The organism is Curtobacterium sp. UNCCL20 (assembly GCF_900101675.1).
In the GTDB taxonomy this organism is placed as follows: Bacteria; Actinomycetota; Actinomycetes; order Actinomycetales; family Microbacteriaceae; genus Curtobacterium.
In genome coordinates, this window is sequence record NZ_FNKG01000001.1 from 14,978 (window position 1) to 41,975 (window position 26,998).

Annotated in this window: 26 protein-coding genes and 1 tRNA gene; 14 read left to right on the plus strand and 13 right to left on the minus strand. The window is 71.9% G+C overall.

Annotation, left to right across the window (positions count from 1 at the left end):
• Nucleotides 1-56 precede the first annotated feature (56 nt).
• From BLT36_RS00065 to infC, 4 genes are all read right to left on the minus strand, one after another.
• On the minus strand, nt 57-884 hold the full coding sequence (locus BLT36_RS00065) for a TrmH family RNA methyltransferase (protein WP_092090839.1): 828 nt from the start codon (nt 882-884) through the stop codon (nt 57-59).
• An 85-nt stretch (nt 885-969) separates the two neighbouring features.
• A complete protein-coding gene (gene rplT, locus BLT36_RS00070) occupies nt 970-1,353 on the minus strand; it encodes a 50S ribosomal protein L20 (RefSeq protein WP_092090841.1) in 384 nt (127 codons plus the stop codon).
• A 28-nt stretch (nt 1,354-1,381) separates the two neighbouring features.
• Nucleotides 1,382-1,576, minus strand: a complete 195-nt coding sequence (gene rpmI / locus BLT36_RS00075; protein WP_092090843.1) for a 50S ribosomal protein L35 — start codon at nt 1,574-1,576, stop codon at nt 1,382-1,384.
• Between the two features lie 95 nt (nt 1,577-1,671).
• Entirely contained in the window at nt 1,672-2,334 is a 663-nt protein-coding gene (infC, locus tag BLT36_RS00080; protein WP_092090845.1) for a translation initiation factor IF-3, read from the minus strand.
• A gap of 284 nt (nt 2,335-2,618) precedes the next feature.
• Here infC and BLT36_RS00085 point away from each other — a divergent pair, with 284 nt between their 5' ends.
• Complete coding sequence (locus BLT36_RS00085) at nt 2,619-2,981, plus strand: DUF1844 domain-containing protein (protein ID WP_092090847.1); 363 nt, start codon at nt 2,619-2,621, stop codon at nt 2,979-2,981.
• Nucleotides 2,982-3,077: 96 nt separating this feature from the next.
• Here BLT36_RS00085 and BLT36_RS00090 read toward each other — a convergent pair whose 3' ends face one another.
• Nucleotides 3,078-4,370 carry a phosphotransferase gene (locus tag BLT36_RS00090; RefSeq protein ID WP_092090849.1) on the minus strand — a complete coding sequence of 431 codons (1,293 nt, stop codon included), beginning with the start codon at nt 4,368-4,370 and terminating at the stop codon, nt 3,078-3,080.
• A 128-nt stretch (nt 4,371-4,498) separates the two neighbouring features.
• Here BLT36_RS00090 and BLT36_RS00095 point away from each other — a divergent pair, with 128 nt between their 5' ends.
• The 4 genes from BLT36_RS00095 to BLT36_RS00110 all read left to right on the plus strand — a co-directional run bounded on the left by BLT36_RS00095 (nt 4,499) and on the right by BLT36_RS00110 (nt 9,777).
• Nucleotides 4,499-5,935 (plus strand): CHAD domain-containing protein, encoded by a 1,437-nt coding sequence (locus BLT36_RS00095; protein ID WP_092090851.1) that lies wholly within the window; start codon nt 4,499-4,501, stop codon nt 5,933-5,935.
• A gap of 24 nt (nt 5,936-5,959) precedes the next feature.
• Nucleotides 5,960-6,415 carry a MaoC/PaaZ C-terminal domain-containing protein gene (locus BLT36_RS00100; RefSeq protein WP_092090853.1) on the plus strand — a complete coding sequence of 152 codons (456 nt, stop codon included), beginning with the start codon at nt 5,960-5,962 and terminating at the stop codon, nt 6,413-6,415.
• Nucleotides 6,416-6,519: 104 nt separating this feature from the next.
• Nucleotides 6,520-8,496 carry a glycoside hydrolase family 2 TIM barrel-domain containing protein gene (locus BLT36_RS00105; protein ID WP_092090855.1) on the plus strand — a complete coding sequence of 659 codons (1,977 nt, stop codon included), beginning with the start codon at nt 6,520-6,522 and terminating at the stop codon, nt 8,494-8,496.
• Between the two features lie 69 nt (nt 8,497-8,565).
• On the plus strand, nt 8,566-9,777 hold the full coding sequence (locus BLT36_RS00110; protein WP_175529423.1) for a hypothetical protein: 1,212 nt from the start codon (nt 8,566-8,568) through the stop codon (nt 9,775-9,777).
• Between the two features lie 159 nt (nt 9,778-9,936).
• On the opposite strand, the gene BLT36_RS00115 is transcribed toward BLT36_RS00110, so the two are convergent.
• Nucleotides 9,937-10,998, minus strand: coding sequence for an amidase domain-containing protein (locus BLT36_RS00115; RefSeq protein ID WP_175529424.1), 1,062 nt, complete (start codon nt 10,996-10,998; stop codon nt 9,937-9,939).
• Between the two features lie 72 nt (nt 10,999-11,070).
• Here BLT36_RS00115 and BLT36_RS00120 point away from each other — a divergent pair, with 72 nt between their 5' ends.
• Nucleotides 11,071-11,454, plus strand: coding sequence for a hypothetical protein (locus tag BLT36_RS00120; protein ID WP_092090857.1), 384 nt, complete (start codon nt 11,071-11,073; stop codon nt 11,452-11,454).
• A 137-nt stretch (nt 11,455-11,591) separates the two neighbouring features.
• Here the strand turns inward: BLT36_RS00120 and BLT36_RS00125 are convergent.
• The 4 genes from BLT36_RS00125 to galU form a co-directional block, all read right to left on the minus strand.
• Nucleotides 11,592-11,667, minus strand: a tRNA-Ala gene (locus tag BLT36_RS00125).
• 51 nt (nt 11,668-11,718) lie between these two features.
• Nucleotides 11,719-12,825 (minus strand): hypothetical protein, encoded by a 1,107-nt coding sequence (locus tag BLT36_RS00130; protein ID WP_092090859.1) that lies wholly within the window; start codon nt 12,823-12,825, stop codon nt 11,719-11,721.
• 111 nt (nt 12,826-12,936) lie between these two features.
• Nucleotides 12,937-13,596, minus strand: coding sequence for a GNAT family N-acetyltransferase (locus BLT36_RS00135; protein WP_092090861.1), 660 nt, complete (start codon nt 13,594-13,596; stop codon nt 12,937-12,939).
• 88 nt (nt 13,597-13,684) lie between these two features.
• Entirely contained in the window at nt 13,685-14,575 is an 891-nt protein-coding gene (gene galU, locus BLT36_RS00140) for a UTP--glucose-1-phosphate uridylyltransferase GalU (RefSeq protein WP_092090864.1), read from the minus strand.
• Between the two features lie 116 nt (nt 14,576-14,691).
• Between galU and BLT36_RS00145 the strand changes: the two genes are divergently transcribed.
• The 3 genes from BLT36_RS00145 (at nt 14,692) to mscL (ending at nt 16,156) form a co-directional block, all read left to right on the plus strand.
• Nucleotides 14,692-15,276: a 5-formyltetrahydrofolate cyclo-ligase gene (locus BLT36_RS00145; RefSeq protein ID WP_092090866.1), complete on the plus strand. Its 585-nt coding sequence runs from the start codon at nt 14,692-14,694 to the stop codon at nt 15,274-15,276.
• Between the two features lies 1 nt (nt 15,277).
• On the plus strand, nt 15,278-15,583 hold the full coding sequence (locus BLT36_RS00150) for an FmdB family zinc ribbon protein (protein ID WP_092090868.1): 306 nt from the start codon (nt 15,278-15,280) through the stop codon (nt 15,581-15,583).
• Nucleotides 15,584-15,655: 72 nt separating this feature from the next.
• A complete protein-coding gene (mscL, locus tag BLT36_RS00155; protein ID WP_092090870.1) occupies nt 15,656-16,156 on the plus strand; it encodes a large conductance mechanosensitive channel protein MscL in 501 nt (166 codons plus the stop codon).
• Between the two features lie 93 nt (nt 16,157-16,249).
• On the opposite strand, the gene BLT36_RS00160 is transcribed toward mscL, so the two are convergent.
• Both BLT36_RS00160 and BLT36_RS00165 read right to left on the minus strand, forming a co-directional pair.
• On the minus strand, nt 16,250-16,837 hold the full coding sequence (locus tag BLT36_RS00160) for a CDP-alcohol phosphatidyltransferase family protein (RefSeq protein ID WP_092090871.1): 588 nt from the start codon (nt 16,835-16,837) through the stop codon (nt 16,250-16,252).
• A gap of 315 nt (nt 16,838-17,152) precedes the next feature.
• The gene (locus BLT36_RS00165) at nt 17,153-21,022 is read right to left on the minus strand and encodes an ATP-binding protein (RefSeq protein WP_092090873.1); all 3,870 of its coding nucleotides are present in this window, start codon (nt 21,020-21,022) and stop codon (nt 17,153-17,155) included.
• Between the two features lie 130 nt (nt 21,023-21,152).
• On the opposite strand from BLT36_RS00165, the gene BLT36_RS00170 reads away from it, so the two are divergent.
• The 5 genes from BLT36_RS00170 to BLT36_RS00190 all read left to right on the plus strand — a co-directional run bounded on the left by BLT36_RS00170 (nt 21,153) and on the right by BLT36_RS00190 (nt 26,026).
• Nucleotides 21,153-22,025: an HpcH/HpaI aldolase/citrate lyase family protein gene (locus BLT36_RS00170; RefSeq protein ID WP_092090875.1), complete on the plus strand. Its 873-nt coding sequence runs from the start codon at nt 21,153-21,155 to the stop codon at nt 22,023-22,025.
• 9 nt (nt 22,026-22,034) lie between these two features.
• A complete protein-coding gene (locus BLT36_RS00175; protein WP_092090877.1) occupies nt 22,035-22,505 on the plus strand; it encodes a DUF6264 family protein in 471 nt (156 codons plus the stop codon).
• A gap of 126 nt (nt 22,506-22,631) precedes the next feature.
• Nucleotides 22,632-23,882, plus strand: a complete 1,251-nt coding sequence (locus tag BLT36_RS00180; protein WP_092090878.1) for an FAD-dependent oxidoreductase — start codon at nt 22,632-22,634, stop codon at nt 23,880-23,882.
• Between the two features lie 67 nt (nt 23,883-23,949).
• The gene (locus BLT36_RS00185; RefSeq protein WP_092090880.1) at nt 23,950-24,828 is read left to right on the plus strand and encodes an aldo/keto reductase; all 879 of its coding nucleotides are present in this window, start codon (nt 23,950-23,952) and stop codon (nt 24,826-24,828) included.
• A 232-nt stretch (nt 24,829-25,060) separates the two neighbouring features.
• Nucleotides 25,061-26,026, plus strand: a complete 966-nt coding sequence (locus tag BLT36_RS00190; RefSeq protein ID WP_092090882.1) for an NAD(P)H-quinone oxidoreductase — start codon at nt 25,061-25,063, stop codon at nt 26,024-26,026.
• Between the two features lie 66 nt (nt 26,027-26,092).
• On the opposite strand, the gene BLT36_RS00195 is transcribed toward BLT36_RS00190, so the two are convergent.
• A complete protein-coding gene (locus tag BLT36_RS00195; RefSeq protein WP_092090884.1) occupies nt 26,093-26,989 on the minus strand; it encodes a glycosyltransferase family protein in 897 nt (298 codons plus the stop codon).
• Nucleotides 26,990-26,998 lie beyond the last annotated feature (9 nt).

The window sequence follows — 26,998 nt, forward strand, 5'->3', positions numbered from 1 at the left end:
CGTCCTGCACCAGACGGACTGTGGAGGGATCCGGCGCCGACCCCTCGTGTGGAGGACTACGCCGTCCGGTGCGCGAACGCCGACTCGTACAGGCACACCGACGCGGCGGTCGCGAGGTTCATCGACTCCGCCTTGCCGTAGATCGGCACCTTCACCGCCCGGTCGACGAGCGCCAGGTCCTCGGCCGTCAGCCCGCGGGCCTCGTTCCCGAAGACCCACGCGGTCGGACCGTCGAGCATCCCCTCGGCGCGCACCACCGGGAGGTCGTCGCCGGAGACGTCGGCGGCGAGGATCGTGTAGCCGAGGCCGCGCGCACGGGACACCGCGTCGGCGAGCGTCACGCCCACCGAGACCGGCACGTGGAAGAGCGACCCGGTGGTCGACCGGACCACCTTCGGGTTGTACGGGTCGACGCTCCGCCCGGTGAGGACGACCGCGTCGGCGCCAGCGGCATCGGCGGCACGGATGATGGTGCCGGCGTTGCCGGGATCACGCACCTCTTCGAGGATCGCGACGATCCCCGGGAGGCCGCCACGCGCCTCCAGGCCGTCGGCGGTGTCGGGGAAGACGTCCTTGACCGACGTCGGGAACTGCTGGCACACCGCGACGACGCCCTGCGGCGTGACCGTGTCCGCCATCGCCTCGAGCACCTGCTCCGTGACGAACCAGGTGTCGACCGGCGCGTCGTCGAGCGCGTAGCGCGCAGCCGCCGTCGGCGTCACGTACAGCTCACGGAGGAGCTCCGGGCGGTACTCGATCGCCTCGCGCACCGCCTGCGGTCCCTCGAGCAGGAAGAGTCCGGTGTCCGCACGGACGTCCTTCTTGGACAGGGCGGCGACGGCCTTGACGCGGCCGGCACGGGGGTTCTCGAGGAGATCGCTCACGCCACCAGTCTAGGAACGACGCCGGTGGAGGAACGACGAGACCCCCGCCGGATCCGGCGGGGGTCTCGTGAGCAGCAGACGCTGACTACGCGGCCTTCGGGGCCGAGGTGTCGGCCGGCAGCGCGTTCTTGGCGGTCTCGACGAGCGCCGCGAACGTCTCGGGGTTGTTCACCGCGAGGTCGGCGAGGATGCGACGGTCGACCTCGACGCCGGCCAGGTTGAGACCCTGGATGAGGCGGTTGTAGGTCAGGCCGTTCGCACGGGAGGCAGCGTTGATGCGCTGGATCCAGAGGCGACGGAACTCGCCCTTCTTGGCGTGACGGTCGCGGTACGCGTAGACGAGGGAGTGGGTGACCTGCTCCTTGGCCTTGCGGTACAGACGCGAACGCTGGCCGCGGTAGCCCTCGGCGCGCTCGAGGATGACGCGGCGCTTCTTGGCGGCGTTGACCGCTCTCTTTACTCGTGCCATTGATCTATTCCTTTACGTTCTGCGGGGCTCAGTGGCCGAGGAGCTTCTTGACGTTCTTCGCGTCAGCCGGTGCGAGGACCTGGTCCTCGTTGAGGCGGGCCTTGCGCTTGGCAGACTTGACCTCGAGGTTGTGACGCATACCGGCCTGCTGCTTCATGATCTTGCCGCTGCCGGTGACCTTGAAGCGCTTCTTCGACCCGGAGTGGGTCTTCTGCTTGGGCATGGTGGTGCCTTTCCGTGGGGTGGATGGGGGGCCGCGCCATTGCGGTTGGAGGAACTGCGCCGGATCGGTCTGGGGTGACCTGTTCGGCCGGAACCCTATTCGGCCGGAGTCTCCGACTGCACGGACTCGGCGGGCGCATCTGCCTCGTCCTTGCCCTTGGCAGCGTGCTCCGTCGCGCGACGCTCGGCCTTCTGAGCAGCGCGCTTGGCGTTCTGCTCGCCCTTGACGTCGGACTTGTTCTTGAGCGGGGCGATGATCATCGTCATGTTGCGGCCGTCCTGGGTCGGACGCGACTCGACGACGCCGAACTCAGCGATCTCCTCGGCGAACTTCTGGAGGAGACGGACACCCTGCTCCGGACGCGACTGCTCGCGACCACGGAAGAGGATCATCGCCTTCACCTTGTCGCCACCGAGGAGGAACCCCTCGGCGCGCTTGCGCTTCGTCTCGTAGTCGTGCACGTCGATCTTCAGGCGGAAACGGACCTCTTTCAGGTCGGTGTTCACCTGGTTGCGACGCGCTTCCTTGGCCTTCTGAGCGGCCTCGTACTTGAACTTTCCGTAGTCCATGATCTTGGCCACGGGCGGCTTCGAGTTCGGCGCGACCTCGACCAGATCCAGCTCGGCTTCCTGCGCGAGGCGCAGTGCGACGGCGATGGGGACAACGCCGACCTGCTCGCCCTGGGGGCCGACGAGTCGGACCTCGGGGACGCGGATTCGGTCGTTGGTACGGGGATCGGTGATGCGGAGCTCCTTCAATCAGGTGGTGGCCGTCCGGAGCTGTTGCTCTGGACGACGGCACGAGAGAGGAGATCTGACGCACGGATCGGAACCCGTTCGGCAGCCGCCCGACGCCGACCCCTGCGGGACGGCCGACCGGCGCGGACGCCGGTGGAGCGGTGTGGACCCGGTAGCCTGGTGATGCGCGGCCGCGGGTGGGAGAGACTCCTCTTTCGTGACGCTGTCGGTGTGTTCGCCCTCGTTCGCACGAGTTCGGGCACGCAGACAGCATCTGCCGCCACACAGTCTAGCAGAGGAGCACCGTGACCGACAGCCCAGCCCCCGACGAGACCACCTCGGACGCCGACGAGGCCGCCCGCGACATCTCGGAGGTGCCCGCGGTCGAGCTCATCAACACCGTCGCCGTGCACCTGCTCAGTGCCGCGGCCGTGAAGGTCGGCCTGGCGGACGACCCGCAGGAGCAGACCGACCTCGACGAGGCCCGGAAGCTCATCACGGCCCTCGCCGGGCTGGTCACGGCGGCCGCGACCGAGATCGGCGACCACCACGCGCGGCCGCTCCGCGACGGCCTGCGGTCGGTGCAGCTCGCCTTCCGTGAGGCATCCGCCATCCAGGACGCGCCGGGCGCGGGTCCGGGTGAGAAGTACACCGGTCCGGTCAACTGACCAGCGCGACCGGATGACGGCCTGGAGGCCCGTGGCGACGCCGCCACGGGCCTCCAGTCCGTCGTGGGGTCGTTCTCTCGACCGGTGGTCGCCGTCTCAGGTCGCGCTGCGCAAGACCAGGCGGGTGACGGCTGCGAGCGGGATGCCGACCCAGCCGGGTCGGTTGCGGGTCTCGTAGACGACCTCGTACACGGCCTTGTCGAGTTCGAACGCGTCGAGCAGTTCGCGGTGCTCCCGGAGATCGACACCGATCCCGCGCTGGTAGCCGTCGAGGAACGCCGATCGCGCCGCGTGCGCCCACTCGCCCGCGTCGACCGGGTCGTCGTCCTGCGCGAGTGCTCCGGCGACGTAGTCGAAGGACCGGAGCATGCCGGCGACGTCGCGGAGGGTGACGTCCGGGACGGAGCGTTCGGTGAGCGGTCGGAGCGGTTCTCCCTCGAAGTCCAGGAAGACCCATCCGCGCGGTTCCGGTGCGGCGAGGACCTGGCCGAGGTGCAGGTCGCCGTGGATGCGCTGCAGATCCGGCCACCCGACGGCTGCGGCGCGTTCGTAGACGCTGCGGACGGCGTCGACGTGCTCGGCGACGGCGGGTGCCTCACGTGCTGCAGCGTCGAGTCGGGCGTGCATCGTGGCGACGGCGGCCGCACGACGGTCGTCGCCCGCCGGCTCCGTCGGGAGCGCGCGGGCCAGCGTGCCGTGGACCTCGGCGAGCGCCACCCCGAGCCGTTCGGCGTCGGTCGCGAACGACGTGCCGGACCGGGCGTCCCGGAGGGCGACGCGCCAGGCGTCCTCGAGGCCGGGGAGGAACTCCTGCGCGAAGGCGAGGTGTCCGCTGGCGGTCCCCTCGGGCCGGCCGGTGTCGGGCCAGGTGCTGCTGAGGGCGCCGTAGACGTTCGGGACCCGGGCACTGCCGGCCGCGGAGAGGGCGAGCTGCGTCGTGACGTCCGGGTTGTCGCCGTGGTGCAGGACACGGAAGACCTTGACGATGACCTGCTCGCCGGAGGCGGTGTCGCAGATGACCGAGGTGTTCGACTGCTCACCGCTCAGGACGCGGGAGGAGGTGACCGTACCGATCGGGCGGAGGCTGTCCGGGTCGGCGTCGATGCGTTCGGCGAGGCCCTGCACCCACTCGGGGTCGGTGGTGGCGTCGATCGGTGCGGTCGGGTCCTCGCCGGTCGCCGCGGTGGTCACCGGGGCCTGGTAGAGGACGGGGCCGGTCGGGGCGTCGTCGAGGACGAGGCGCGTGCCGTCGGTGCGCGAGATGGTGGTGAGCCGCGGCGTGCTGCCCTTCGCGGTGTACCAGCGCTGGTGGGCAATCCACCCCTCGAGCGTGCGGTCGGTGGGCTCGGTGGTCGGCTCGGTGGCCGCGTCGGGTGCCTCGTCGCTCATGCTGCGAACGTACGCGTCGGGCCCTGGAGCGGTGTCGGGTCCTCCACAGGGCGCGCACGGAGCGGATCCGTCCACAGAACGCGACGACCGTCGGGACGAGCCAGGCGGAGCGGACGACACTCGTCGACATGCCGACCCAGTTCCGTGACCCAGAGGCCCGCACCGACCCGCGCTGCACGTGGCGCATCCCCGACGAGCGACGGCTCCCCGCGCTCGAACCGTTCGCCGACGAGGTCCGCCGCCGCGAACCAGTCGTGGTGCGCGAGACCCTGTGGGACACCGACGACCGCATCCTCGCCACCGAAGGAGTGGAGCTGCTGCGGTCCGACACCGGGTGGAGCATCGATCGCGGTGCAGGGCCGGTGCCGGTGCCGTCGGCGGACGACTCCGTGCCGCGGGACCAGGTGGAGGTGTTCCTGCGCGGGCGGGAGCTCGCGGTGCGTCGGATCCGCGACACCGTGACGACGCTCGTCGAGCTGCGCGGGGCTGACGGCCGGCTGCGGGCCGAGGTCGCCGACGTCCGGGTCGACGAGGGCGAGCCGGACACGACCCTGCTGCGATCGGCCAGGTGGTGGGCGCTGAGCGACGACGGGCGAACCGGGGCGGTCGCGCGGGCTGCGGAACGGGCACTGGCCGACGCGGCCGACGTCCCTGCCACGCCGCGGACGGAGCCTCGGCTCGGGCCCGTCCGGCGCAGCGGCACGACGAAGCGCCCACGTCCGGGGACTGCGGCGGCAGCCCTGCGCGAGGTCCTCCGGGCGTTGCGGACGGACCTCGTCGCAGTGGATCCCCGGGTCCGGGCGGACGAGCGGGAGTCGGTGCACGAGCTCCGGAAGGTGCTCCGTCGGCTCCGGAGCGTGCTCGCCGCCTACCGGGGCGCGCTCGACCGCGGTGCGACCGAGACCCTGCGCGCCGAACTGGCCACGGTCGCCGGGGTGGCGGGGGTCGCCCGTGATGCCGAGGTGCTGCGTGACCGGCTGTTCCGCACCGCCGCACGGGCACCCGAGGGCTACGTCGACGCCGCCACGCTCGACCGGTTCGGAGCGCACATCGCCGCGACGCGTGATGCTGCGGCAGCGGACCTCCGGCAGTCGCTCCGGTCGGCGACGTGGTTCGCGGCGCTCGACCACCTGGACGACCTGGTCGAACGGGCGCCGCGCGGGCCGCACGCCGACGATGCCGCCCCGGCCTTCGCGGTCCGGCAGATCGCCCACGAGCGGGAGCGGGTCCGGAAGACGCTGCGGCACGGGACCGCCGAGCTGGACGACCTGCACGAGGCCCGGAAGGCGGCACGGCGACTCCGGTACGCGCTCGAGGCCGCCGTCGACGCTGCCGACCTCGGGAAGCGCCGGCTGGGACGGCTCGAGCGGGTGCAGGAGACCCTCGGGGAGGTGCTCGACGCCGCCCACGCGACGACGGCGTACCGGGAAGTGTCCGCACTCACGGCGGAGCGCGGACAGGACACCTTCGGGTTCGGTGCCCTCGCCACCACCGAGTACGCGTCGCTCGAGCGGGCGCGGGAGCGGGCGGACACGATGCTGACGAAGCTCCGCGCGAAGCTGTGACGGACGGTCTGCGAGGATGGCGACGTGCCGCACTACCTCGAGGACCTCGCCGCCGGACAGACCTTCACCACCCCCGGTCGGACGATCACGGAAGCGGACGTGGTGTCGTTCGCCTCGTGGACCAACGACAACAACCAGGTGCACACCGACGTCGAGTTCGCCGGCAGGACCCGCTACGGCCAGCGCATCGTGCACGGGCTGCTCGGCACGTCGCTCTGCCTCGGGCTGATCGCACGCACCGGGGTCTTCGAAGGGTCGGCGGTGGCGCTCCTCGGGATCGACCAGTGGCGGTTCACGGCTCCGGTGTTCATCGGTGACACCGTGACGTGCGAGGTCGAGATCCTGTCGACGCGGCTGACGAGCTCCGGGACGACCGGGATCGTCGAGCGGACGGTCTCGCTGCGGAACCAGCGGGGTGAGGTCGTGCAGCAGGGGCGGATGGACGTCATGGTCCTGACCCGCGACGCCGCGATCGGCTGAGGCGGAGGCGGAGGCGGAGGCCGACCGTCGGTCGTCGGCCGTCGGCCGTCGGCAACACGACGGCGACCCTTTACAACGATGTACCAGCACGCCAGCATGGAGGCATGAGCATGCTCGACGGCACCGTCGCCGCACCCGGATCCCCTTCCACGCAGGCTGCGTCCACGCAGGCCACTGCTTCGCGGGCCCTCCCGCTCGCCTCGCAGCAGGACGGCACGTACCCCCGGCCGCAGATGCTCCGCTCGCACTGGGCTGACCTCGACGGCACGTGGTCGTTCCGGAACGACGGCGACGACGACAGCGACGACGCGTGGCGTGCGGGCTTCCCCGACGCCCGGGACATCGTCGTCCCGTTCCCACCGGAGTCACCCGCGTCGGGCATCGACGAGCCGGGTTTCCACCCCGTGGTCTGGTACTCCCGGCCGATCACCCGAGCCGACCTCGAGGCCGCCGGCCACGGCACGTCCGCGCCGCGCGTCCTCCTGCACTTCGGCGCGGTCGACTACCGCGCGCGCGTCTGGATCGACGGCCAGTTCATCGGCGAGCACGAGGGCGGCCACACACCGTTCTCCTTCGACGTCACCTCGGCGCTCGTCGGCTCGGCGAACAGCGTCGACGCCGACGCCGTGCACACCCTCGTCGTCCGGGCCGAGGACGACCCCCACGACGTCACCCAGCCCCGCGGCAAGCAGGACTGGCACGAGGACCCGCACGCGATCTGGTACCGCCGGACGACCGGGATCTGGCAGACGGTCTGGCTCGAAGCGGTGCCGACCACGTCGATCGCGTCCCTGCGCTGGACGAACACCGACCACGCCACGCTCCGCCTGACGGTCCGCCTCCGCGGCGAGCGCACCGGGGGCGAGCGGCTCCGGGTCGAGGCCCGCTGGGACGAGCGCGACGAACAGCTCGCCGTGGTCGAGACCACGCTCGGTGCGACGGGCGACGAGTTCGACGTCGTCGTGCCGATCGCGCGGCAGACCAACGGGCAGGCGGAGGACGAGCTGTACTGGACCCCGGACACCCCGCGGTTGATCGACGCGACGGTGACGCTGCTGCCGGCGCGCACGAACACCGGCACAACAGACACCGGCACGAGGAGCACCGGCGGCGGGGGCTCCGGCGCCACGGAGAACCCGATCGACGCCGTCTCGAGCTACTTCGGCGTCCGCACGGTGGGCATCGACGGCGGCGCGTTCCTCCTGAACGGGCGGAGCCACGACGTCCGCAGCGTCCTCAACCAGGGCTACTGGCCGGAGTCGCTCCTCGCGGCCCCGTCCCGTGCGGCCCTCCGCCGCGAGGTCGAGCTCATCAAGGAGCTCGGCTTCAACGCCGCTCGCAACCACCAGAAGATCGAGGACCCGCGGTTCCTGTACTGGGCGGACCGGCTCGGTCTGCTCGTGTGGGGCGAGGCTCCCGGCGCCTACGCGTTCTCGCCGCGGGCCGTGCAGCGCCTGGTGCGGGAGTGGATGGACGCCGTCGAGCGCGATGCGTCGCACCCGTCGATCGTGACTTGGGTGCCGGCGAACGAGAGCTGGGGCGTGCAGCACATCGCCACGGACCCCGCCCAGCAGGCGTACGCCCGTGCGCTGGCCGACGTCACACGGGCGATCGACCCGACGCGGCCGGTGATCTCGAACGACGGGTGGGAGCACACGAACTCGGACATCATCACGATCCACGACTACGAGGGCGACGGTGGACGACTCGCGGCGACCTACGCCGACGATGCGGCACGGACCACCCTGGTCGGCGGCATCGGCCCGGCAGACCGACGCATCCTCGTCGGCGGTGCGGTCGACCACGGACAGCCGGTGATGCTCACGGAGTTCGGCGGCGTGAACTACCAGCCGGGCGTCCAGCGCGACGACGCGTGGGGCTACACGACCGCGGCGGACGGCGACGACTGGATCAGCCGGATCACGGCCCTGTACGACGGCATCCGTGCGAGCTCGTTCCTCGCCGGGTCCTGCTACACGCAGCTGACGGACACGATGCAGGAGACGAACGGCCTGCTGAACGCGGACCGGACCCCGAAGGTCCCGATCGAGCAGATCCGGCGGGCGGTCACCGGGCGCTGACCCGGAGGCGCGCGGACCGGCGCGCGAGCGCGGACCGGAGCGCGGCCCTGATCTGGGAGGATCGGGCGGGTGACGGACGTGGCGGAGACGACCCGCGCCTCCAGGCCGGGGCTGCGTGCCCTGCTGGAGGCGCGACACAGCGCGTGGACCACCCCGCTGCTGCTGTGGCTGGCGTCGCGGATCCTCAGCACGGTCCTGCTCGCCACGATGTACGTCGTGGCGACCGCGAACGGGTGGACGTTCGCGTCCTCCCGGCGTGACCCGTCCTTCTTCACCTTCTCCGGCTCGTGGGATGCGTCGTTCTACCGGACCATCGCCGAACACGGGTACCCGTCGAGCCTGCCGCTCGACGACGCCGGGCACGTGCTGCCGAACGCCTGGGCGTTCCTGCCCGTGTTCCCCACGCTGGTCCGCGCGGTGATGCCGCTGACCGGCGGTTCGTTCTGGGTCGCCGGGGTGCTCGTCGCGACCCTCGCGGGCGCGGGGGCGTGCGTGCTGCTGTACCGGCTCGTCCTCGCGGTCGGGTGCTCGCACCGGGCACGGTGGGCCACGGCGCTGTTCGTGTTCGCACCGACCGGGTTCCTGCTGCAGGTCGCCTACGCCGAGAGCACGTTCCTGCTGCTGCTCTTCGGAGCTCTGCTCGCCCTGGTGCGCCGCCGGTACTGGCTGGTCGCACCGCTCGGGGTCGTCGCGGCGTTCACGAAACCCGGGGTGCTCGCGCTGGCGGTGGCGCTCGCGGTGCACCTGGTCGTGCGGTGGGTGCAGGAGCGGCGGGCCTTCCCGGTGCGGGACGCGGTCGCGATCACGGTGTCCGGGCTCGTCGTCGCGGCGGCGGGGCTCGCGTGGCCGGTGATCGCCACGGCGGTCACCGGGCGGCCGAACGCGTACCTCGACACCGAGCTGTCCTGGTGGGTCGGGTTCGTCGGGCGGCAGCACTTCGCGCCGCTGACGCCGTGGTTCACGATGGCTGGGACGTGGCTCGGGCCGCTGGGGATCGTCCTCGTGGTGGCCGTGCTCGCGGGGGCGGTGTGGTTCTTCACGCGGCGGTCCGTCCGGGCCCTCGGGGTGGACGTGCTCGCGTTCACGGCGTCGTACGGGCTCTACCTGGTGGCGGTGTTCCTGCCACAGCAGAGCCTGCCGCGGCTGCTCATGCCGATGGCGCCGCTGCTCGGGTCGGACGTGTTCGTGCGGACCCGGCGTCGGGCGGTGACGTGGCTGGTCGCGGGGGTGTGCCTGCAGCCGATCGCGATCGTGCTGCTCTGGTTCCTCGGGTACCCCTGACCCGGGCGGAGTGAGGGGCAGAACACCGGTGTTCGTCGGTCGCGCCCTGGGATGCCGCGGTGTGTTGCACGAACACCGGTGTTTTGCACCCCTCACCCACGCGGCAACCCGCCCGACGCGCCCGGCGCGCGGCGCGCGCCCGACCCGCGCGGCGCGGCCCTACGCGTCGAACGTGTGGAACCAGGCGGTGCCGCCCGGGTGCTGCACGGTGATCATCTCGTCGAGGTCGCGGTACGGGCCGTCCTGGTTGTGGCTCGCCGACTTGATGCGGATGGTGCCGTCCGGCTCGGTGAAGACCTCGGACACGATGGTGGTGTGGTCCGGCGAGTCGTTGTCGTTCCAGTCGTAGAAGACGATGTCGCCGACCTTGACCTTGTCACGCTCGTCGAGGGAGCGCCGGGTCAGCCCGAACTCCGCCGCGTTGGTGGTGAGCCACGTGTCCATCGTCGGGCAGTAGGTCCACGTCGCGGAGTGCTCGGCGCCGGCGGCCCGGTTGTACCAGTCCGACCGCCGCTTCCAGCCGCGGGCGATGAGCGTCTGGCTGACGTAGTTCGCGCAGTCGCCGCCGATCGGGTTCATGGTGCCGTACTCGGCGAGGTTGTAGTCCTTCCAGTGCGCCATCGCGTACTGGAGCTGACGGTCCACGTCGGTGAGCGCGGCGTAGGCCAGAGTCGTCGTGGCGACCGCCGTCGAAGCCGCGGGAACCGGAGCGGTCGTCGGCGAGGGCGTCGCCGTGGCGCCGTCCTGCGTCGTCCCGCTCTGCCCGTCGTTGGCTGCGCTGCCGTTGCCGTCGGAGGACTGGTTCGCCGACGGTGAGGGCTCGATCGCCGTCGTGAAGAGGGCGACGTCGGCTGATCCGGCCGTGTACATCGCCTGGTGCGGCGCGGTGAAGGTCACCTTCGTGGCGGTGGCCGTGACGTCGCGCGCGGCGATCCCACCGACGGTCACGCCCTTGACCCGTGCGAGCCCGGTGCCGGTGACCGCGATGGTCACACCACCGGCGAGGGGGACCTGCGCCGGGGTGAGGGACTTCGCGACGGCCTTCGCGGTCGGGGACGACGAGCCCGACGCAGAGCCCGAGCTGCCCCCACCGGTGCCGCTGCCCGCGCCCTTGCCACTGCCCGAACCCTCGCCGCCGGACGAGCACGCCGCCACCGCGAGGCCGATCCCGGTCACGCCGGCGAGGGAGAGCAGGGACCGGCGGGTCAGCGAAGCAGTCATGGTCCTTCCAGCGTAGGCGACGACACGGCATGATCACTGGCAGGAACCACCCCGTCGAGAGGATCAGACCACATGCCCGAGAGCCACGACTTCTTCGTCGCCGCCGACCCCGAATCCGTGCGCGCCCGTGTCCGCGGCGCCCTCGCCCGCGAGGGCTACACCGTCGAGGACGGCGAGCAGGGAGCCCTCCGCGCCGTCCGCGGGAGCCTCGGCCTGACGCTGCTCATCGGTGGCCTGGCGAACGACCGGACGTTCCACACCCGCCTCGACGTCCAGATCATGGTGACCCCGGAGGGTCGCACGGTCGCGCGGCTGATCCGCGGCTCCGGCAAGTCGGCGCTGAAGGGCGGTGCGATCGGGATCTCCCGGGGCAACCGCGCCTTCGAGCAGGCCGCGAACGCGATCCACACCGAACTCGCGCAGGCGGGGATCCTGACGGAGAGCGTCCCCGGCTGACACGGCGGGCTGACACGGCGCGGCCCGGGCGACGAGCGCCGCGGACGACCGCCTGCGACGACCGCCTGGGACGCCCACCGCGGGCGACCACCGGAACGACGAAGGCCACTCGAGTGGGTGGCCTTCGTCGTGCTGCTTGGTGGAGCTAAGGGGATTCGAACCCCTGACCTTCTCATTGCGAACGAGACGCGCTACCAACTGCGCCATAGCCCCAAGTGCTCGACCACACTAGCACCAGGCTCGGCCCGATCTGAAATCGACGGATCAGACGGCGCGGCGACGCCGCATGATCGCGTCGAGGTCGGTCTGCTCGTACGCGTCGTCGCCGAGGACACCCATGCCGGCCCACTTGCTCGGCGGCGCAGGCGGGGCGGACGGCGCGGGCGGCGCCGTCTCAGCAGCCGCGGCGGGGGCGTCCGGCGCGGACGACGGCGCCCGCAGCCCGAGGCGCTCGGCGAGCCGGCCCTGGTCGTGCGCCGACAGCGAGGCGACGGCCTCTTCGACGTCCGGACGCATCCGCGACACCCGCGCGAGCGACGGGTCCGTCTCGGCAGCGCGGATCGCTGCGGCCTCGGCATCCGCCTCGGCCTTGGCCTCGGCGACGCGCTCCTTGAGCCGGGCAGCGAGTTCGGCGGCGGACTCCGGAGCAGCCGCGGGCGCGGTCGGCGTCTCGACGTACAGCGGCTTCGGCACGCGGTTCGGTGTCCAGCTGCGGTCGCGCGCGGGCTCGGCGGGCTGCTCGGTGGACAGCGGCGGCGCCGGGTCCGTCCACTCGCTCGTCGGCCTGGAGGCACGGGTCGGCTCCGCCACGGCCGTCGCCGTGCGCGCCTTCCGCGCCGTCGCGACCTGGTGCAGCTGGGCGAGGACCGCTGCGGAACCGCCGGCAGCGACGAGACCGGCGACCCCGACGAGCCACAGGGCCGGTGCGGCGACGAAGACGACGATCGCGACGACGATGCCCGCGGTGCCGAGGAGCGTCGCCCCGAGTCGGGAGCGGCGCATCCGCATCGCGGTGAGGGCCGGGACGGCGGACGCCCGCTCGAGGACGGGGGCCTGCTCGGCGAGCCGGCGGGTGATCTCCCGCTGGCGTGCGGCCTCGTGGGCACGGACGATGGCGGTGCGCTTCGCCTCCTCCGACCGGGCGACGCGCTGCGCTTCGGCGAGGGACTTGGCGTTCATCTCGATGCGGACCTCGTCCGGCAGTTCGGCCGTCTGCGCGAGGATCCGGAGGGTCTGCTGGAGGCGGATCGCGTTCCGTTCGGTGGCGAGGTACTGCCGCCGGGCCGCCCAGGACGGCATGAGGTACGCGACCCAGAGCACGGCCGCGATGAGGAGGACGATGCCGCCGCCCCAGGAGCCGATACCTGCCATGAGGGACACGGTATGGGCGGGCGTTCCCCGGGGAGGTGATTGCGGGACGCGTGTTGCGCGTGTCGTGCCGAATTCACCGGAGACGACCCGCGCCTCCAGGCCGTCGACGGGTCAGACGCGCGGCGTCGTGTGGAGCGGCAACGCGGCTTCGTCGCGGGCGGCGAGCGGGACGCTTCCCGCTCCGGGCGGGACCTGCCCGCGCACCCAGCGTTCGAGGACGCCCTCGCGCACCTCCTCGGCGACGAGGGCGAAGCAGAAGTGGTCGCGCCAGTCCCCGTTGATGTGGATGTACCGACGACGCAGTCCCTCGTACCGGAAGCCGAGCTTCTCGACGACCCGCAGACTCGGCGCGTTCTCCGGCCGGATGCAGATCTCGATGCGGTGGATGCCGACGGATCGGAAGCAGTGGTCGACCGCGAGGGCGACGGAGATCGGGGTGACGTTGTGGCCGGCGGCGTCCTCGACGACCCAGTAGCCGATGGACGCGCTCGCGAGGGAGCCGTAGGTGATGCCGGAGACGTTGAGCTGGCCGACGAACCGGCCGTCGAGCTCCATCGCGAACGGGAGTCCGAGTCCGGCGCGGGCGTTCGCCTGGAGCGCCCGGATGCTGCCGCGGACGTCGGAGGACACGTGTCCGGACGGGTTCGTGGCCTCCCACGTGCGGAGCCAAGAACGGTTGGTGGCGAGCGCGACGTCGAGGTCGCGGCTGTCGCGCAGCCGGAGGGGCCGGATGGTGACCCGCCCGTGGGACAGGGTCGGGATCGTCGTCATCGCTCAGGTTCCTCCGGTGCCCCGGCTGATCCCCGGGGCGGGTGTCCCGCACGGGTCCGGTGCACCGGACCCGTGCGGGAGGGTCGACTCATTCGCCCGCGTTGAACTCCTTGAGCCACGACTTGAGGTCGGGGCCGAGGTCCTCGCGGTCCGAGGCGAGCTGCACGATCGCCTTGATGTAGTCGAGTTTGTCACCCGTGTCGTACCGGCGTCCACGGAACACGACGCCGTACACGCCACCGGTCCACTCCTCGGCGCTCGCCATCTTCATGAGCGCGTCGGTGAGCTGGATCTCGCCGCCCTTGCCCGGCTCCTGCTTCTCGAGGACGTCGAAGACCTCGGGACGGATGACGTAGCGGCCGATGATGGCCAGGTTCGAGGGGGCTTCGCCCTGCGCGGGCTTCTCGACGAGGCCGGTGATCTTCACGACGTCGTCGGTGTCGGTCTCCTCGACCGTGGCGATGCCGTAGAGGTGGGTCTGCGACTCGGGGACCTCGAGGAGGGCCACGACGGTCGCGTTCTTCTCGCCCTGGACCTCGATCATGCGCTGCAGCAGCGGGTCGCGGGCGTCGATGATGTCGTCACCGAGGAGCACGGCGAACGGCTCGCGGCCGACGTGCATCTTCGCGCGGAGCACGGCGTGGCCGAGGCCCAGCGGGTCACCCTGCCGCACGTAGTGCATGTCGGCGAGGTCCGTCGACTGGTTCACCTTCTGCAGCTTCTCGTGGTCGCCCTTCTTCTTGAGGGTCTCCTCGAGCTCGGACACGTGGTCGAAGTGGTTCTCGAGCGCGTTCTTGTTGCGGCCGGTGATCATCAGGACGTCGGTGAGCCCGGCACCGACGGCCTCTTCGACCACGTACTGGATGGCCGGCTTGTCGACGACGGGGAGCATCTCCTTCGGCATCGCCTTGGTCGCGGGGAGGAAGCGAGTGCCCAGCCCTGCCGCTGGGATCACCGCCTTGGAAATCTGGAAGCCCATGGCAACGACCGTATCCGATCACCCTTTCGGGGGCATGTCGTCGCTACAGGGGACACCGCGGACGGCGCGTTTCCCGGCGGGAAGCCGCAACGGCGGCGCTCGGTAGACTCCACGGCATGATCGCCGATCTCGGGAACGAGAAGCGCGCCCTGCGAGCCGACCTCCGGCAGCGGCGGCGTACCCGGACCACCACCGAACGCGACGCCGACACCGAGGCACTCACCGCGACGCTGCAGCGCTTCGCCGAGGAGCGCCAGGTCCAGTCGATCGCGCTCTACCTCTCCGCGCCGGACGAACCGAACGTCCGGCCGTTCCTGAACTGGGCCTACGCGCAGGGCATCCGGGTCCTGCTGCCGGTCACCCGCGAGGACGGCCTGCTCGACTGGGCGGTCGGCGACGGCTCGTCCGAGACCGAGGGACTGTTCGGCATGCCCGAGGTGGTCGGCGAGGTGCTCTCCCCGCTCGCGATCAACGACGTCGACGCGATCCTCGCGCCCGCCGCCGCCGTCGGACACGACGGGGTCCGGATGGGCTGGGGCCGCGGGTACTACGACAAGACCCTCGGGTCGATGGCGAACCGTCCGCCCGTCTATGCTGTGATCTTCGACGCGGAGTACCTCGACGAGGTCCCGCGCGAACCCCACGACGAACCCGTCGACGGCATCATCACGCCGTCACGCATCATCACCTTCCGGAGCTAGCGTGCCCACGTACTCGTACCGCTGCACGGAGTGCGGCAACGCATTCGACATCAAGCAGTCCTTCTCCGACGCCACGCTCACCGAGTGCCCGGCGTGCGGGGGCGTGCTGCGCAAGGTCTTCTCGCCGGTGGGCGTCACGTTCAACGGCGGCGGCTTCTACCGGACCGACTCGCGATCGGCCCCGAAGTCGGAGGGCTCGTCGAGCGCGTCGCCGTCCGGCTCGTCCGCTCCGGAGAAGCAGTCCGCGCCGGCGAAGACCGAGTCGAAGCCCAGCACCGGCTCCAGCGCCAAGCCCGCGGCGTCCTGACCCGGGCAACTCCTCGCCGATAGGTTGGGACCGTCGCCGTCCGGCGGCCGTCCTCGACCCGGAAGGAGTCCCGTGAAGGGCTTCAAGGAGTTCCTGCTCCGCGGCAACGTCATCGACCTGGCCGTCGCAGTCGTCATCGGTGCTGCGTTCACCGCGATCGTCACGGCGATCGTGTCGTCGCTCATCAACCCGCTCATCGGCGCCGTCTTCAACGCGTCGAGCCTCGACAAGGCACTCGTCTGGGAGATCCCGACGGTGTCCGGCGGGCACGCGAAGATCCTCTTCGGCGCGATCATCGGCGCCGCGATCAACTTCGTCATCGTGGCGGCGGTCGTGTACTTCGCCCTCGTGCTCCCGGTGAACCACCTCAAGAAGGTGGCGTTCGAGCGGGTGAAGAACGACGAGGAGCAGACGCCGCAGGACGTCCCGCCGACGGACGTCGAGGTGCTGCTCGAGATCCGCGACCTGCTCCGCTCGCAGAACGGCGTGCCCGTGCAGGCCGGCGGCGGTGCACACGTGGCTCCGTCGAACGCGCCCGAGGGTCCCGGGATCGGCGGCACGACGAAGCTCTAGCGGGGCGAGCTCTTCGCAAAACACCGGTGTTCGTCGGTCGCACACCCGCATGACGGGGTGCGGCAGACGGGCACCGGTGTTTTGCTGCCCAGATCAGCGCGCGGCGGTCACTGCCCGGCGCTTGCGGAACATCGCCACGGCGTACTGTGCGCCCGCGAGCACGTGCCCGACGGTCCCGAGGTACACGAACACGAGGGCGACGACGCGCACCCAGGGGGCGTTCTCGTCGATGGTGTGCACGGCCGAGAAGAGCAGCACCGGCAGGCCGACGAACAGCAGGGCCGAGCGGATCTTGCCGGTCCAGGTGACGTCGAGGTCGGGGTTGCCGTGGAACAGCACGCTCGAGAGCACGACGAGCACCAGGTCGACGAACACCACGACGGCGACGACCCACCAGGGCAGCAGCCCGACGAGCACGAGCGACAGCACGATCGCGATGATGGCGAGCCGGTCAGCCACCGGGTCGAGGGCCTTGCCGAGCTCGGAGCCCTGGTCGAACTTCCGGGCGATGAAGCCGTCCGCCCAGTCGCTCACGCTCAGGACCACGAGGGAGACCAGCGCCCAGCCCGGGTGCCCGGCGACCACCAGGAGCACGAACACCGGGATCAGCAGGAACCGGAACAGCGTGATCAGGTTCGGCCAGGTCTGCCAGTCGGGGCGCTGCCGCGCGGTGTCAGTCATCGCAGGCAAGGCTACCGGCTCACCAGTGCGGGGGGACGTCGCCGAGGAGCCGGGCGTCGTTCTCGCCGTCGTGGTGCCGCGCCGGCTCTGCCGTCGCCGACGGGTCGTAGCCCGGCACCGGCTGGGTGGTGACGCGTCTGCGGCGTCGACCCGCGCCTCCAGGCTGGTCGTCCGACGTGCGTTCCGCAGACGCTGGTGGGCCTGGAGGCGCGACCCGCGACGCGTCCTCGGCGCGCGTCCACGTGCCAACCAGCTGGTCCGTCTCCGACGTGACCGGCCCGGCGGGCCGGGAGGCCCGCCGGCTGCGACGATCGGTCATCGCCTCGCGGGGATCGGGGGGATGGAGATCTCCTGGGTGGCCCCTCGGTCCACGCCGAGCACCGACGCGACCGTGTTCGCGACCCGGTCCGGGTCGGAGAACAGCTGGAACGCGTGCACGCGCACGTAGTGCCAACCGAGCCGACGGAGCACCTCGGGCCGGAGCCGCAGCGACTCGCGCAGCGACCCCTTCACCAGCGACGCGTCGGTCTCGATCGTCACGCAGACCCCGCCGTGCGCCGCGACCAGACCGAGCTTGCCGCGGTGGCCGAGCGCGACCGGGATGCCGCGCATCTCGAGCCGGCGTGCCAGGTCGACGAGCAGCGGGTCGGAGTCGTCCGGCACGTACTCGGCGGTGGTGCGGGCCCGCACCTCGGCCAGGATCTCGGCGAGGGCGACGGTGCCGTGGCCCATCCGCTCCGCCTCGATGTCGGACGGCTGGAAGCACGTGACGATCACCATGGACCGACGGGCGCGGGTCATCGCGACCGCGAGCAGGCGCTCCCCACCGGGCTTGCCGAGCGGACCGAAGTCGCGCAGGACCCGGCCGTGCGGGGTGCGGCCGTACCCGATCGAGAACACGACGCGGTCGCGGCTCTGGGCGACGGACTGCTCGAGGGTCGCGACGATGAACGGTTCGGACCGGTCGCCGATGACGAACTCGGTGAGGTCCTTGTGCCCCTGCGCCGCGGTGAGGACGGCCTGCTCGACACGGACGGCGTGCTTCGCCGACGCGGTGATGACCATGAGCGACTCGGTCGGCCGGGTGCGGGCGTGGTCCATGACGAGCCGGACGACGCGGTCCACCTCGGCGTCGACGCTCTCGACGGCGCCGGACTCCGGGTCCGGCACGGCCTTGCCGTCGCTGACGTAGTCGAGCGCGATCGAACCGTGCCCGAGGAACGAGCCGGCCCAGGGCAGCGACTCGATGCGGCCACCGTAGAAGCGGCGGTTGACGAGTTCGGCGAGGTCCTCGCCGCCGGCCCGGTACGACCGGGTGAGGGACAGCGTCGGCAGCAGCGTGGACAGCTTCGCGAGCGCGGAGTCGGCGTGGAAGGCGTCGAGCGTCTCCTCGTCGACCTGCAGTGCACGGTGCGCGGGGTCGACGGCGATCCGGAACGGCGACGGCGTCTGCGTGACCGGGTCACCGAAGACGACGGTCTGGCGCGCCCGGCGGACGGCGCCGACGGTCTCGGCGATCGTGACGGCTCCGGCGTCGACGAGGATCACCGTGTCGAACGGCATCGTGTCCGCGATCTGGGACACCTCGTACGGGCTCGCGAGCCAGACGGGCGCGATCGACCGCGACAGGTGCGGTGCGGAGTCCTGCAGCAGGCGTGAGGTGATCGCTCCCTCGCGCAGCTGGGTCTTCAGCGCGGTCGCCTCCTCCGGCCAGTCGACGAGTCCGACCTTCCAGTTCTCGGCGAGCTGCCACGCGAGCCCCTGGGAGACCCCGGCCGCGTGCGCGTCGTCGACGAGCCGGAAGTCGGCCTCGACCCGGTCGAGCATGTCGGTGTTCGCACCGAGCAGGGCCCGGTCGGACTCGAGCATCGTCTCGAGGGCGGACTGCCACCACGCGAGCTCGAGCTCGGCGGGGACGTGGGTGTCCGGCACGTGGCGGTTGGCCAGGTCGGTGATGAGCGGCTCGAGCTGGAGGTCACGCAGGGTCTGCATGAGCTCGGTGCGCTCCTGCAGGTTGTGCAGGACGTCGGACTCTTCGGCGAGGCGGGCGATCGTCGGGACGAGCTCGTCGATCGGGGTGTTCGCCAGCTGGGCGTCGCGGGAGGTGCGGCCCAGCGGTTCGTCGAGGCGCGCGAGGTCCTCGACCACGTTCGAGAACAGCACCTGGACGTCCGCGATGCCGGTGGGGACCTCGGGGTTCACGCCGGCAGCGACGTAGCGCTGCCAGAGGACGCGCTGCTGCTGGACGCGGGTGAGGGCCTCGTGCAGGTCGGACACGTGCACGCCTGGACGGACGTACTCGCGCGCGAGCTTCTTCAGTCGGCGACGGTTCGTCGACGACATCGGGGCCCCCTCGCCACGGGGCGCGGTGGCGGCCACGAGCTCGGACACCGAACGGTCGAAGACGACGGGCAGGAAGCGGTCGAGCGTGTCCCGGATCTCGGTGAGCAGGCGCAGGTAGATGCCGAGCTCGTTGATCGTCGTGAACTGCCGCATGTGGGTCGTGGCGACGAGGTCGTGGGCGCGTCGGAGCAGCGCCGGGAGGGCCTCGGAGTCGAGGTCCTTCGCGGTCTTGTGGGCGCGCTGCGCACCGTCGCTCGTCGAGAACTTCGCGCCGTACCAGGGCGAGTCGTCGGGGCCGTAGCGGAACTCGCCGAGGTTGGCGGCGCTGACCATCGTCTCGGCGACGCGGGAGCGCCCCTCGACCATGCTCGTCACCGAGGTCTTCGAGAGCCGAGCGGTCGTCGACGGCGGCACCGGCAGGAGCGAGAGCCGCGACAGCTCGACGAGGCAGTCGAGCACCGAGACGCGGAAGTCCGGGTCGACCCGGGTCAGCGAGCCGCGGTAGTCCTTCAGCACCTTGCGGAGCCGGACCAGGGCGTCGTCGACCTCGCGGAGGTTCGGACGGGAGGCCTTCTCGTTCCGGGCGATCGCCCGCACGACGTCACGCCGGAGGGTCCCCGGGGTGACGGCGACGCCGGGCAGCTGCACCTCGGCGAAGCGCGCCGCGATGCCGCGCAGGGTCGCTCGGCGGGGGCTCACCACGAGCACGCGCTTGTTCGCGGCGACGAGACCACCGAGCGCGTTCACGATCGTCTGCGTGCCACCGGTGCCCGGCAGCGTCTTCACGACGATGGAGTTGCCGGCCGTGATCTGCGCGATCACGTTCTCCTGCTCGTCGTCGGCGTCGAGGAGGAGCGTGTCCGTCTCCGGGCTGCGCTCGTCCGACGGGGTCTGCTCGACCGGGTGGTACGACTGCTCGACCTGCCACTTGGCGCTCGGGTTGCCGGCGAGGGCGTCGAGCACGGGGTGCGACAGGTCCTCGGTGTCGAGCGCCATGCCGGTCGCGACCTCGGCGAAGGTCGACACCACGAGTCGGGCGTGGACGGAGAAGCCCGGGATGTGCGCGGTCAGTCCGCGCAGGCGGTCGATCACCGGGTTCGGGGTGAAGGAGCCGTCCTGCTGCGCGAGCGCGACGAAGGACTGGGCGTCGAGGATGACGCCGAACTGCTCGTGGAGCGCGTCGGCGAGACCCGGGTTGAGCACCGGCTCGCCGAGCAGGCGGACCTCGAAGTCACGCCCGTGGCGGCGGATCGCGAGCGGACGCAGCAGCACCGGACCGCGGAACTGCTCGCCGCCGTGCTCCCAGTCGGCCATCCCGATGCCGAGCTTCACGGCGTCGATGCCGCGCACGGTGGCGAGCTCGGTGCCCTTCGCCTCGACGTGGGCTGCGGCGATGCGGGCGGCACGGAGCGCCACCTCGTCGCGGATCAGGCTGGAGAGGAGCGTCGTCTTGCCGGTGATGAACTGGGCGAGGCCGCCCGGGTGCGTCGTCGAGAGCTCGATCCGGGCACGCGGGTGGTCGGCGAAGTGGGTCAGCGGGCTGGTGCCACCGATGCCGGTGAGCTGCGCACGCCAGACGTCCCACACGGGCTCGGCAGCGTTGCCGGCCTGGAGGCGCGGGTCACCGAGGCTGATCGCCTGCGGGCTCGTGAGCTGCAGTTCCGGACGCAGAGTGCGGTCGGGTTCGTCCGTCACGACGGTCTCTTCCTGCTGTCCCCGCTGGTCCTGCTCCCCCTGCTGTCCGTCCCGTCCGCCCACCGTCGGGCCGTCCCGGCCGTCAGCGGGCGCGTCGGCACCCTCGACGGGGACGTCGTCGTTCACGTCGCCCTCGCCGTCGGTCACCCTGTCCGCTCGCCACACATCCGACACTGTAGGCGGAACCGGGCTGCCTCTCTGGCAATGACCCGAGGTTTCCGGGTTTCCGGACCGGCCCGATGCACTCCCGGACGAGGCGATGTGGTACCAACGGGGCATGGCCATCGACGACCGCACCGCTCCGTCCACCCCTGCGCCGAACCGGCGTCGATCGGTCCCTGCCGAGATCTCGAGGTCCTGGCTCCTGGTCTCCGGCACGGCGTCGGAGCGGTTCGAGAAGGCCCAGCGATCCCGCGCCGACCAGATCATCCTCGACATCGAGGACGCGGTCGACCCGGCCGCGAAGCCCGGCGCGCGGAACACGGTGGCGTCCTGGCTGGCTGGCGGCGGCGAGGCCTGGGTCCGGATCAACGACGTCACGACGGACTTCTGGGCGGACGACGTCGAGGAGCTCCGCGGGCTGCCCGGTCTGCAGGGCGTGATGCTCGCGAAGACCGAGTCCCCCGCGCAGGTCACCGACACCTGGCACCGCCTGGGCGGACAGACCCCGGTGATCGCCCTGGTCGAGTCGGCGGTCGGCATCGAGGAGTCCGTCTCGATCGCGAAGGCGCAGGGCGCGTTCCGGCTGGCGTTCGGCTCCGGCGACTACCGCCGTGACACCGGCACCTCGGCCGACACCCTGGCGATGGCGTACCCGCGGTCGCGGCTGGTCGTGGCGTCCCGCGTGGGTCGCCTGCCCGGACCGATCGACGGCCCGACGGTCGGCTCGTCGCACCCGATCCTCCGCGAGCAGTCGCAGGTCGCGGTGTCCCTCGGCCTCACCGGCAAGCTGTGCCTCGACACCGAGCAGCTCCCCGTCATCAACGAGGTCATCTCGCCGACCCCGACCGACGTCGCCTGGGCGCAGGACTTCCTCGACGACTTCGAGGCGCGCGGGCAGGTCATCCGTGACGGCTCCGACCTGCCGCGACTCGGCCGTGCGCAGAAGATCCAGCGTCTCGCACAGGCGTTCGGCGTCGAGGCGCGGTAGGACTGCACCATGACCTGGTCGAACGTGCCCGGCGGTCCGCCGCAGTCCTCCCCCTCCGGAGCAACCGACGCGCAGCGTGCCGCGTGGGAGCAGGGCGGCACGACGCTGTTCCCGGCCGCGAGGCTCGCCGACCGGATCTCGACCGTGCTCCTGCTCGCGTTCGGCGCGGTCATGACGATCGTGACCGCGATCGTCGGGGTCATCGCCGTCATCTCCGCCACCGCGACGTGCGACGCGTCGGCGGGGTGCTCCCCCGGTACGTACTTCGGCGGCACCGCGATCGCGGTCGGCGGTTCCTTCGTGATCGGCGTCGCGACGGTGGTCCTGGCGATCGGCGCGTGGATCCGGCGGCGGAGCTCGTGGTGGATCGCGGCCGTCGGGTTCGTCCTGGCGATCGCGTGCATCACCTGGGGCGGCGCGGTCTTCGCCAGCGCTGCCGACTCGGAGACCGGTTCCAGCTCGGTGGGCAGCACGGCCTGACGCGCCCGAGCGGGTGCTGTCGGGAACGGCATCGACAGCGGCCCTGGACGCGACCAGGTGACGGCCTGGAGGCGCGTGACCGGCCCGCACCGTGCCTCCAGTCCGGAACGGCGTAGCGTCCAGCCCATGGTGACGGTCTCGCGGACGAGGGTCGCGGTGGTCGGTGGCGGCCCCGCAGGGGTCGTCCTCGGCCTGCTCGTCGCCCGCGCCGGCATCGAGGTGCGCGTCGTCGAGAAGCACGACGACTTCAACCGCGACTTCCGCGGCGACACCGTGCACGCGTCGACCATCCGACTGCTCGACGAGCTCGGCCTCGGCGACCGGTTCCGGGCGCTGCCGCAGTCGCGGCTCGACGACTTCTCGCTGCCGATGCCCGACGGCTCCCGGGTGCTGCTCGGCGACTTCTCGCGGCTCCGACCGCCGTACGACCACGTCGCGATGGTGCCGCAGTGGGACCTGCTCGACATGCTCGTGACCGCAGCACGCCAGGAGCCCGCGTTCTCGATCTCGATGGGGCTCGCCGCGACCGGGACGATCGAGGAGAACGGCGTCGTCACCGGGGTGCACCTCCGGCCGTACCGCGGTGCCGACGGCGAGCCCGAGGAGCTGCGCGCGGACGTCGTGATCGCCTGCGACGGCCGCGACTCGGTGCTCCGGAGCGCCGCGGGACTCCGACCCCGCTCGTTCCAAGTGCCGTTCGACACCTGGTGGTTCCGGCTCCCCCGCGAGCCCGGCGACGCCGCCACGGCACTCGTCCCCGCCTTCGACGGCGAGGACGTCGTGCTGAGCTTCCCGCGCCCCGACTACCACCAGGTCGCGTTCTTCGCACCGAAGGGGTCCGACGCCGCGATCCGCGCCGCCGGGGTCGAGGCCTTCCGCGCCCGCATCGCCCGCATCCGTCCGGACTTCGCCGGGCGGATCGACGCGATCGCCTCGACGGACGACGTGCACGTGCTCGACGTGCGGATGGACCGGCTCGCCCGCTGGTGGAAACCCGGCCTGCTCTGCATCGGGGACGCCGCACACGCGATGTCCCCGGCCGGCGGGGTCGGGATCAACCTGGCGGTGCAGGACGCCGTCGCGACCGCCGGGATCCTCGTGCCCGCACTCCGGCACGACCTCCGGGGCGCCGACCTCGACCGTGCGCTCGCGGCCGTCGAGCGGCGGCGCACACCACCCGCCGTGGTCGTCCAGACCGCGCAGTCGGTGCTGCACCGGGTGGTGTTCGAGCGGGCGTTCCGCGGCGAGCTGCAGGGTGGACCGCCGAAGCTGCCGGTCCTGCTCGCACGATGGGTGCCGCCGGTGCGGGGCGTGTACGCGCGGGGAATCGCGTTCGGGCCGCTGCCCGAGCACGCGCCGAGCTGGGCGCGGCGCTGACGCTGACGCTGACGCTGACGCTGACGCTGTCTGAGCGTCGCCGGACGGGTCGGCGCATGCTGGGGCCATGAAGCAACGAGTCATCGGAGACGTGTCGGTCAGTGCCATCGGACTCGGCGGGATGCCGATGTCCATCGAGGGACGACCCGACGAGCGGCAGGCGATCGCCACGATCCACGCCGCACTCGAGGCCGGCGTCACCCTCATCGACACCGCCGACGCGTACCACCTGCCATCCCACGACGACGTGGGGCACAACGAGGAGCTCATCGCCCGGGCGGTGCGCGAGTACCACGGCAACACCGCCGAGGTCCTCATCGCGACCAAGGGCGGCCACCTGCGGCCGGAGCCCGGACCGTGGGCGCAGAACGGCCACCCGGAGTACCTGAAGGAAGCGGCGAAGGCGTCCGCGAAGCGCCTCGGCACCGAGACCATCGGGCTCTACCAGTTCCACCGCCCGGACCCGGCCGTGCCCTACGCGGACTCGATCGGCGCGCTGGCCGAGCTGCTCGACGAGGGCGTCATCCGGATGGCGGGCATCTCGAACGCCGACCCCGACCAGATCCGCACGGCGAACGAGGTGCTCGACGGGCGCCTGGCGTCGGTGCAGAACCAGTACTCGCCGAAGTTCCGCTCCAGCGAGCCCGAACTGCAGCTCTGCGACGAGCTCGGCATCGCGTTCCTGCCCTGGAGCCCGCTCGGTGGCATCCAGAACGCCGCCGACCTCGGCACCGCGTTCGAGGACTTCGCCTACATCGCCCGCGACCGGGGCGTCAGCCCGCAGGTGATCGCGCTGGCGTGGGAGCTCTCGAAGAGCGACGTGGTGGTGCCGATCCCCGGGGCCGCCCGACCGCAGTCGATCCTCGACTCGGTGACGGCCGCCACCATCCGGCTCCGCCCCGAGGACGTCGCACGGCTCGACGCGTCGCAGGCGGCTGCCGCGTAGACGGACGGCGCCCCGGCTCTCCGGTCGTTCCGGAGACCCGGGGCGCCGCCGCGTGCTGCGCGGGTCAGCGCGTCAGGCGGTGCAGACCTTCTGGAAGTCGTTGCCCGACTCCTGCACCGTCGTCGTCGTGTCCTGGAACTTCGACCGGTCAGGGGAGCTCCACAGGTGCACCGCTCGCGCTGTTCGGTTCCCACGACGCGCGAGGGTCCGGCCACCGCGTACCGTCGAGGGCATGCGAGCCATCACCCCGGACCACGGTGCACTCTCCCTCGGCGACCACCCCGACCCGGTGCCCGCGGCCGGCGAGGTGCTCATCGAGGTCGCCGCCGCCGGGGTGAACAACGCCGACCTGCAGCAGGTCGCCGGGAACTACCCACCGCCGCCCGGAGCCTCGGAGATCCTGGGGCTCGAGGTCTCCGGCACCGTCCGCGCACTGGGGCCGGGCACCCGGGGCTTCGCCGTCGGTGACCGGGTGTGCGCGCTGCTCTCCGGTGGCGGGTACGCCTCGCTGGTCGTGGCGCCGGCGACCCAGGTCCTGCCCGTCCCCGACGGTGTCGACCTGGTCGAGGCGGCCGGGCTGCCGGAAGCGGCCTGCACCGTGTACTCCAACGTCGGCATGCTCGCGGGACTCCGGCCGGGTCAGACGCTCCTGGTGCACGGCGGGACGGGCGGGATGGGGTCGCACGCGGTCCTCTGGGCGAAGGCGCTCGGGGCCACCGTGATCGCGACCTCCGGCGGGGAGCGGAAGGTGCGGGCGTCCGACGAGCTCGGCGCGGACCTCGTGATCGACCACCGCTCGGAGGACTTCGTCGCACGGACGCTCGAGTACACCGAGGGTCGCGGCGTCGACGTGGTGCTCGACGTGGTCGGTCCGGAGTACCTGGGCCGGAACCTCGAGGTGCTGGCGCCGAACGGGCACATCGCGGTGATCGCCTCGGGCAGCGGACGCACGGGAGAGCTCGACTTCGGCGCGATGATGCGGAAGCGGGCGACGATCAGTGCGACGACCCTCCGCGCACGACCCCTCGACGAGAAGGCCGCGATCGTCGAGGCGGTCCGCTACAACGTCTGGCCGTTCGTGGCCGACGGGCGGGTCCGCCCCGTGGTCGACTCGGTCCTGCCGCTCGCCGAGGCTGCCGAGGCGCACCGCCGGGTCCGCGACGGTGAGGTCGTCGGCAAGGTGCTCCTGACGCCCTAGGCAGCCGCGGAACACCGGCGGGTTCGGAGGGCGGAGGTCTCACCGCCGTCGGCACGTGCTGGACGGTCAGTGACCGCTGCGGAGGGGAGCGGAGGAACGCAGGAGCCCCTCCACGAGTTCGTCGATGCGGTGGTCCGCTGTCTCGAGGTCCCGCTCACCGAGTGCTCGCGCTCGACTGCGGCCCTGCTCCGTCAGGAGGCCGTTCCACGCGGTCAGCCGGACATCGAGGCCGACGGACCGGTGGTAGTCGTGGTACTTGAACGGGGCCTCGCTCGCCGCCGGGGTCGCGAGCGAGACCAGCGTCGCCGGCGTCCGGAGGGCGTGCGCGAGGATCACGCCGTGCATGCCGCTGCTCATCACGTGTTCGGCCGCGCCGAGTTCGGCCAGCATCGCCGAGGGGGTCAGGGTGGCGGGGAGCACGCGCACGCCCGTCGAGCGGATGGCCGCGATGGTCCGCCGCTGCACCGCCGTCATGTGCGACGTGAAGTGGGTCACGAGCACGGTCCCCCGCCGACGGGCTCGGGGCAGGCCCGGTCGGAGCGACCGCACCAGCAGCCCGGGGTCGCCGATCGGCGTGGTCTCCGGCAGCTGCAACGCCGCTCGCGCCAGCGGTCCGCGGATCGCGAGGAAGCGGTCACGGATGGCCGCCGCCTTGCCCTCGGGCACGTTGGGGGTGTGGAGGCCCGTGCCCCAGATCTGCCCGATCCCGCCGCGGGTGAGGTAGGGCACGATCGCGCTCCCGATGGCGACGACGTCCTCCCGGCCGAGGGGCGCCCAGCGCACCGGTCGCCCGGTGGCCTCTGCGAGGACGAGTTCGGAGAGCTCGTCGCCGTGGTTCGTGAAGGCGCGCCCGGGCCCGAGCGCGAGCCTGGACCAAGCGGGAGCGTGGTCGCGGAGTTCGTGGGCGAGGGTGCGGAGGTCCCGGCGGGGGGACCACCAGAAGGCGTTGATCGGACTCGGCATGACATCTCA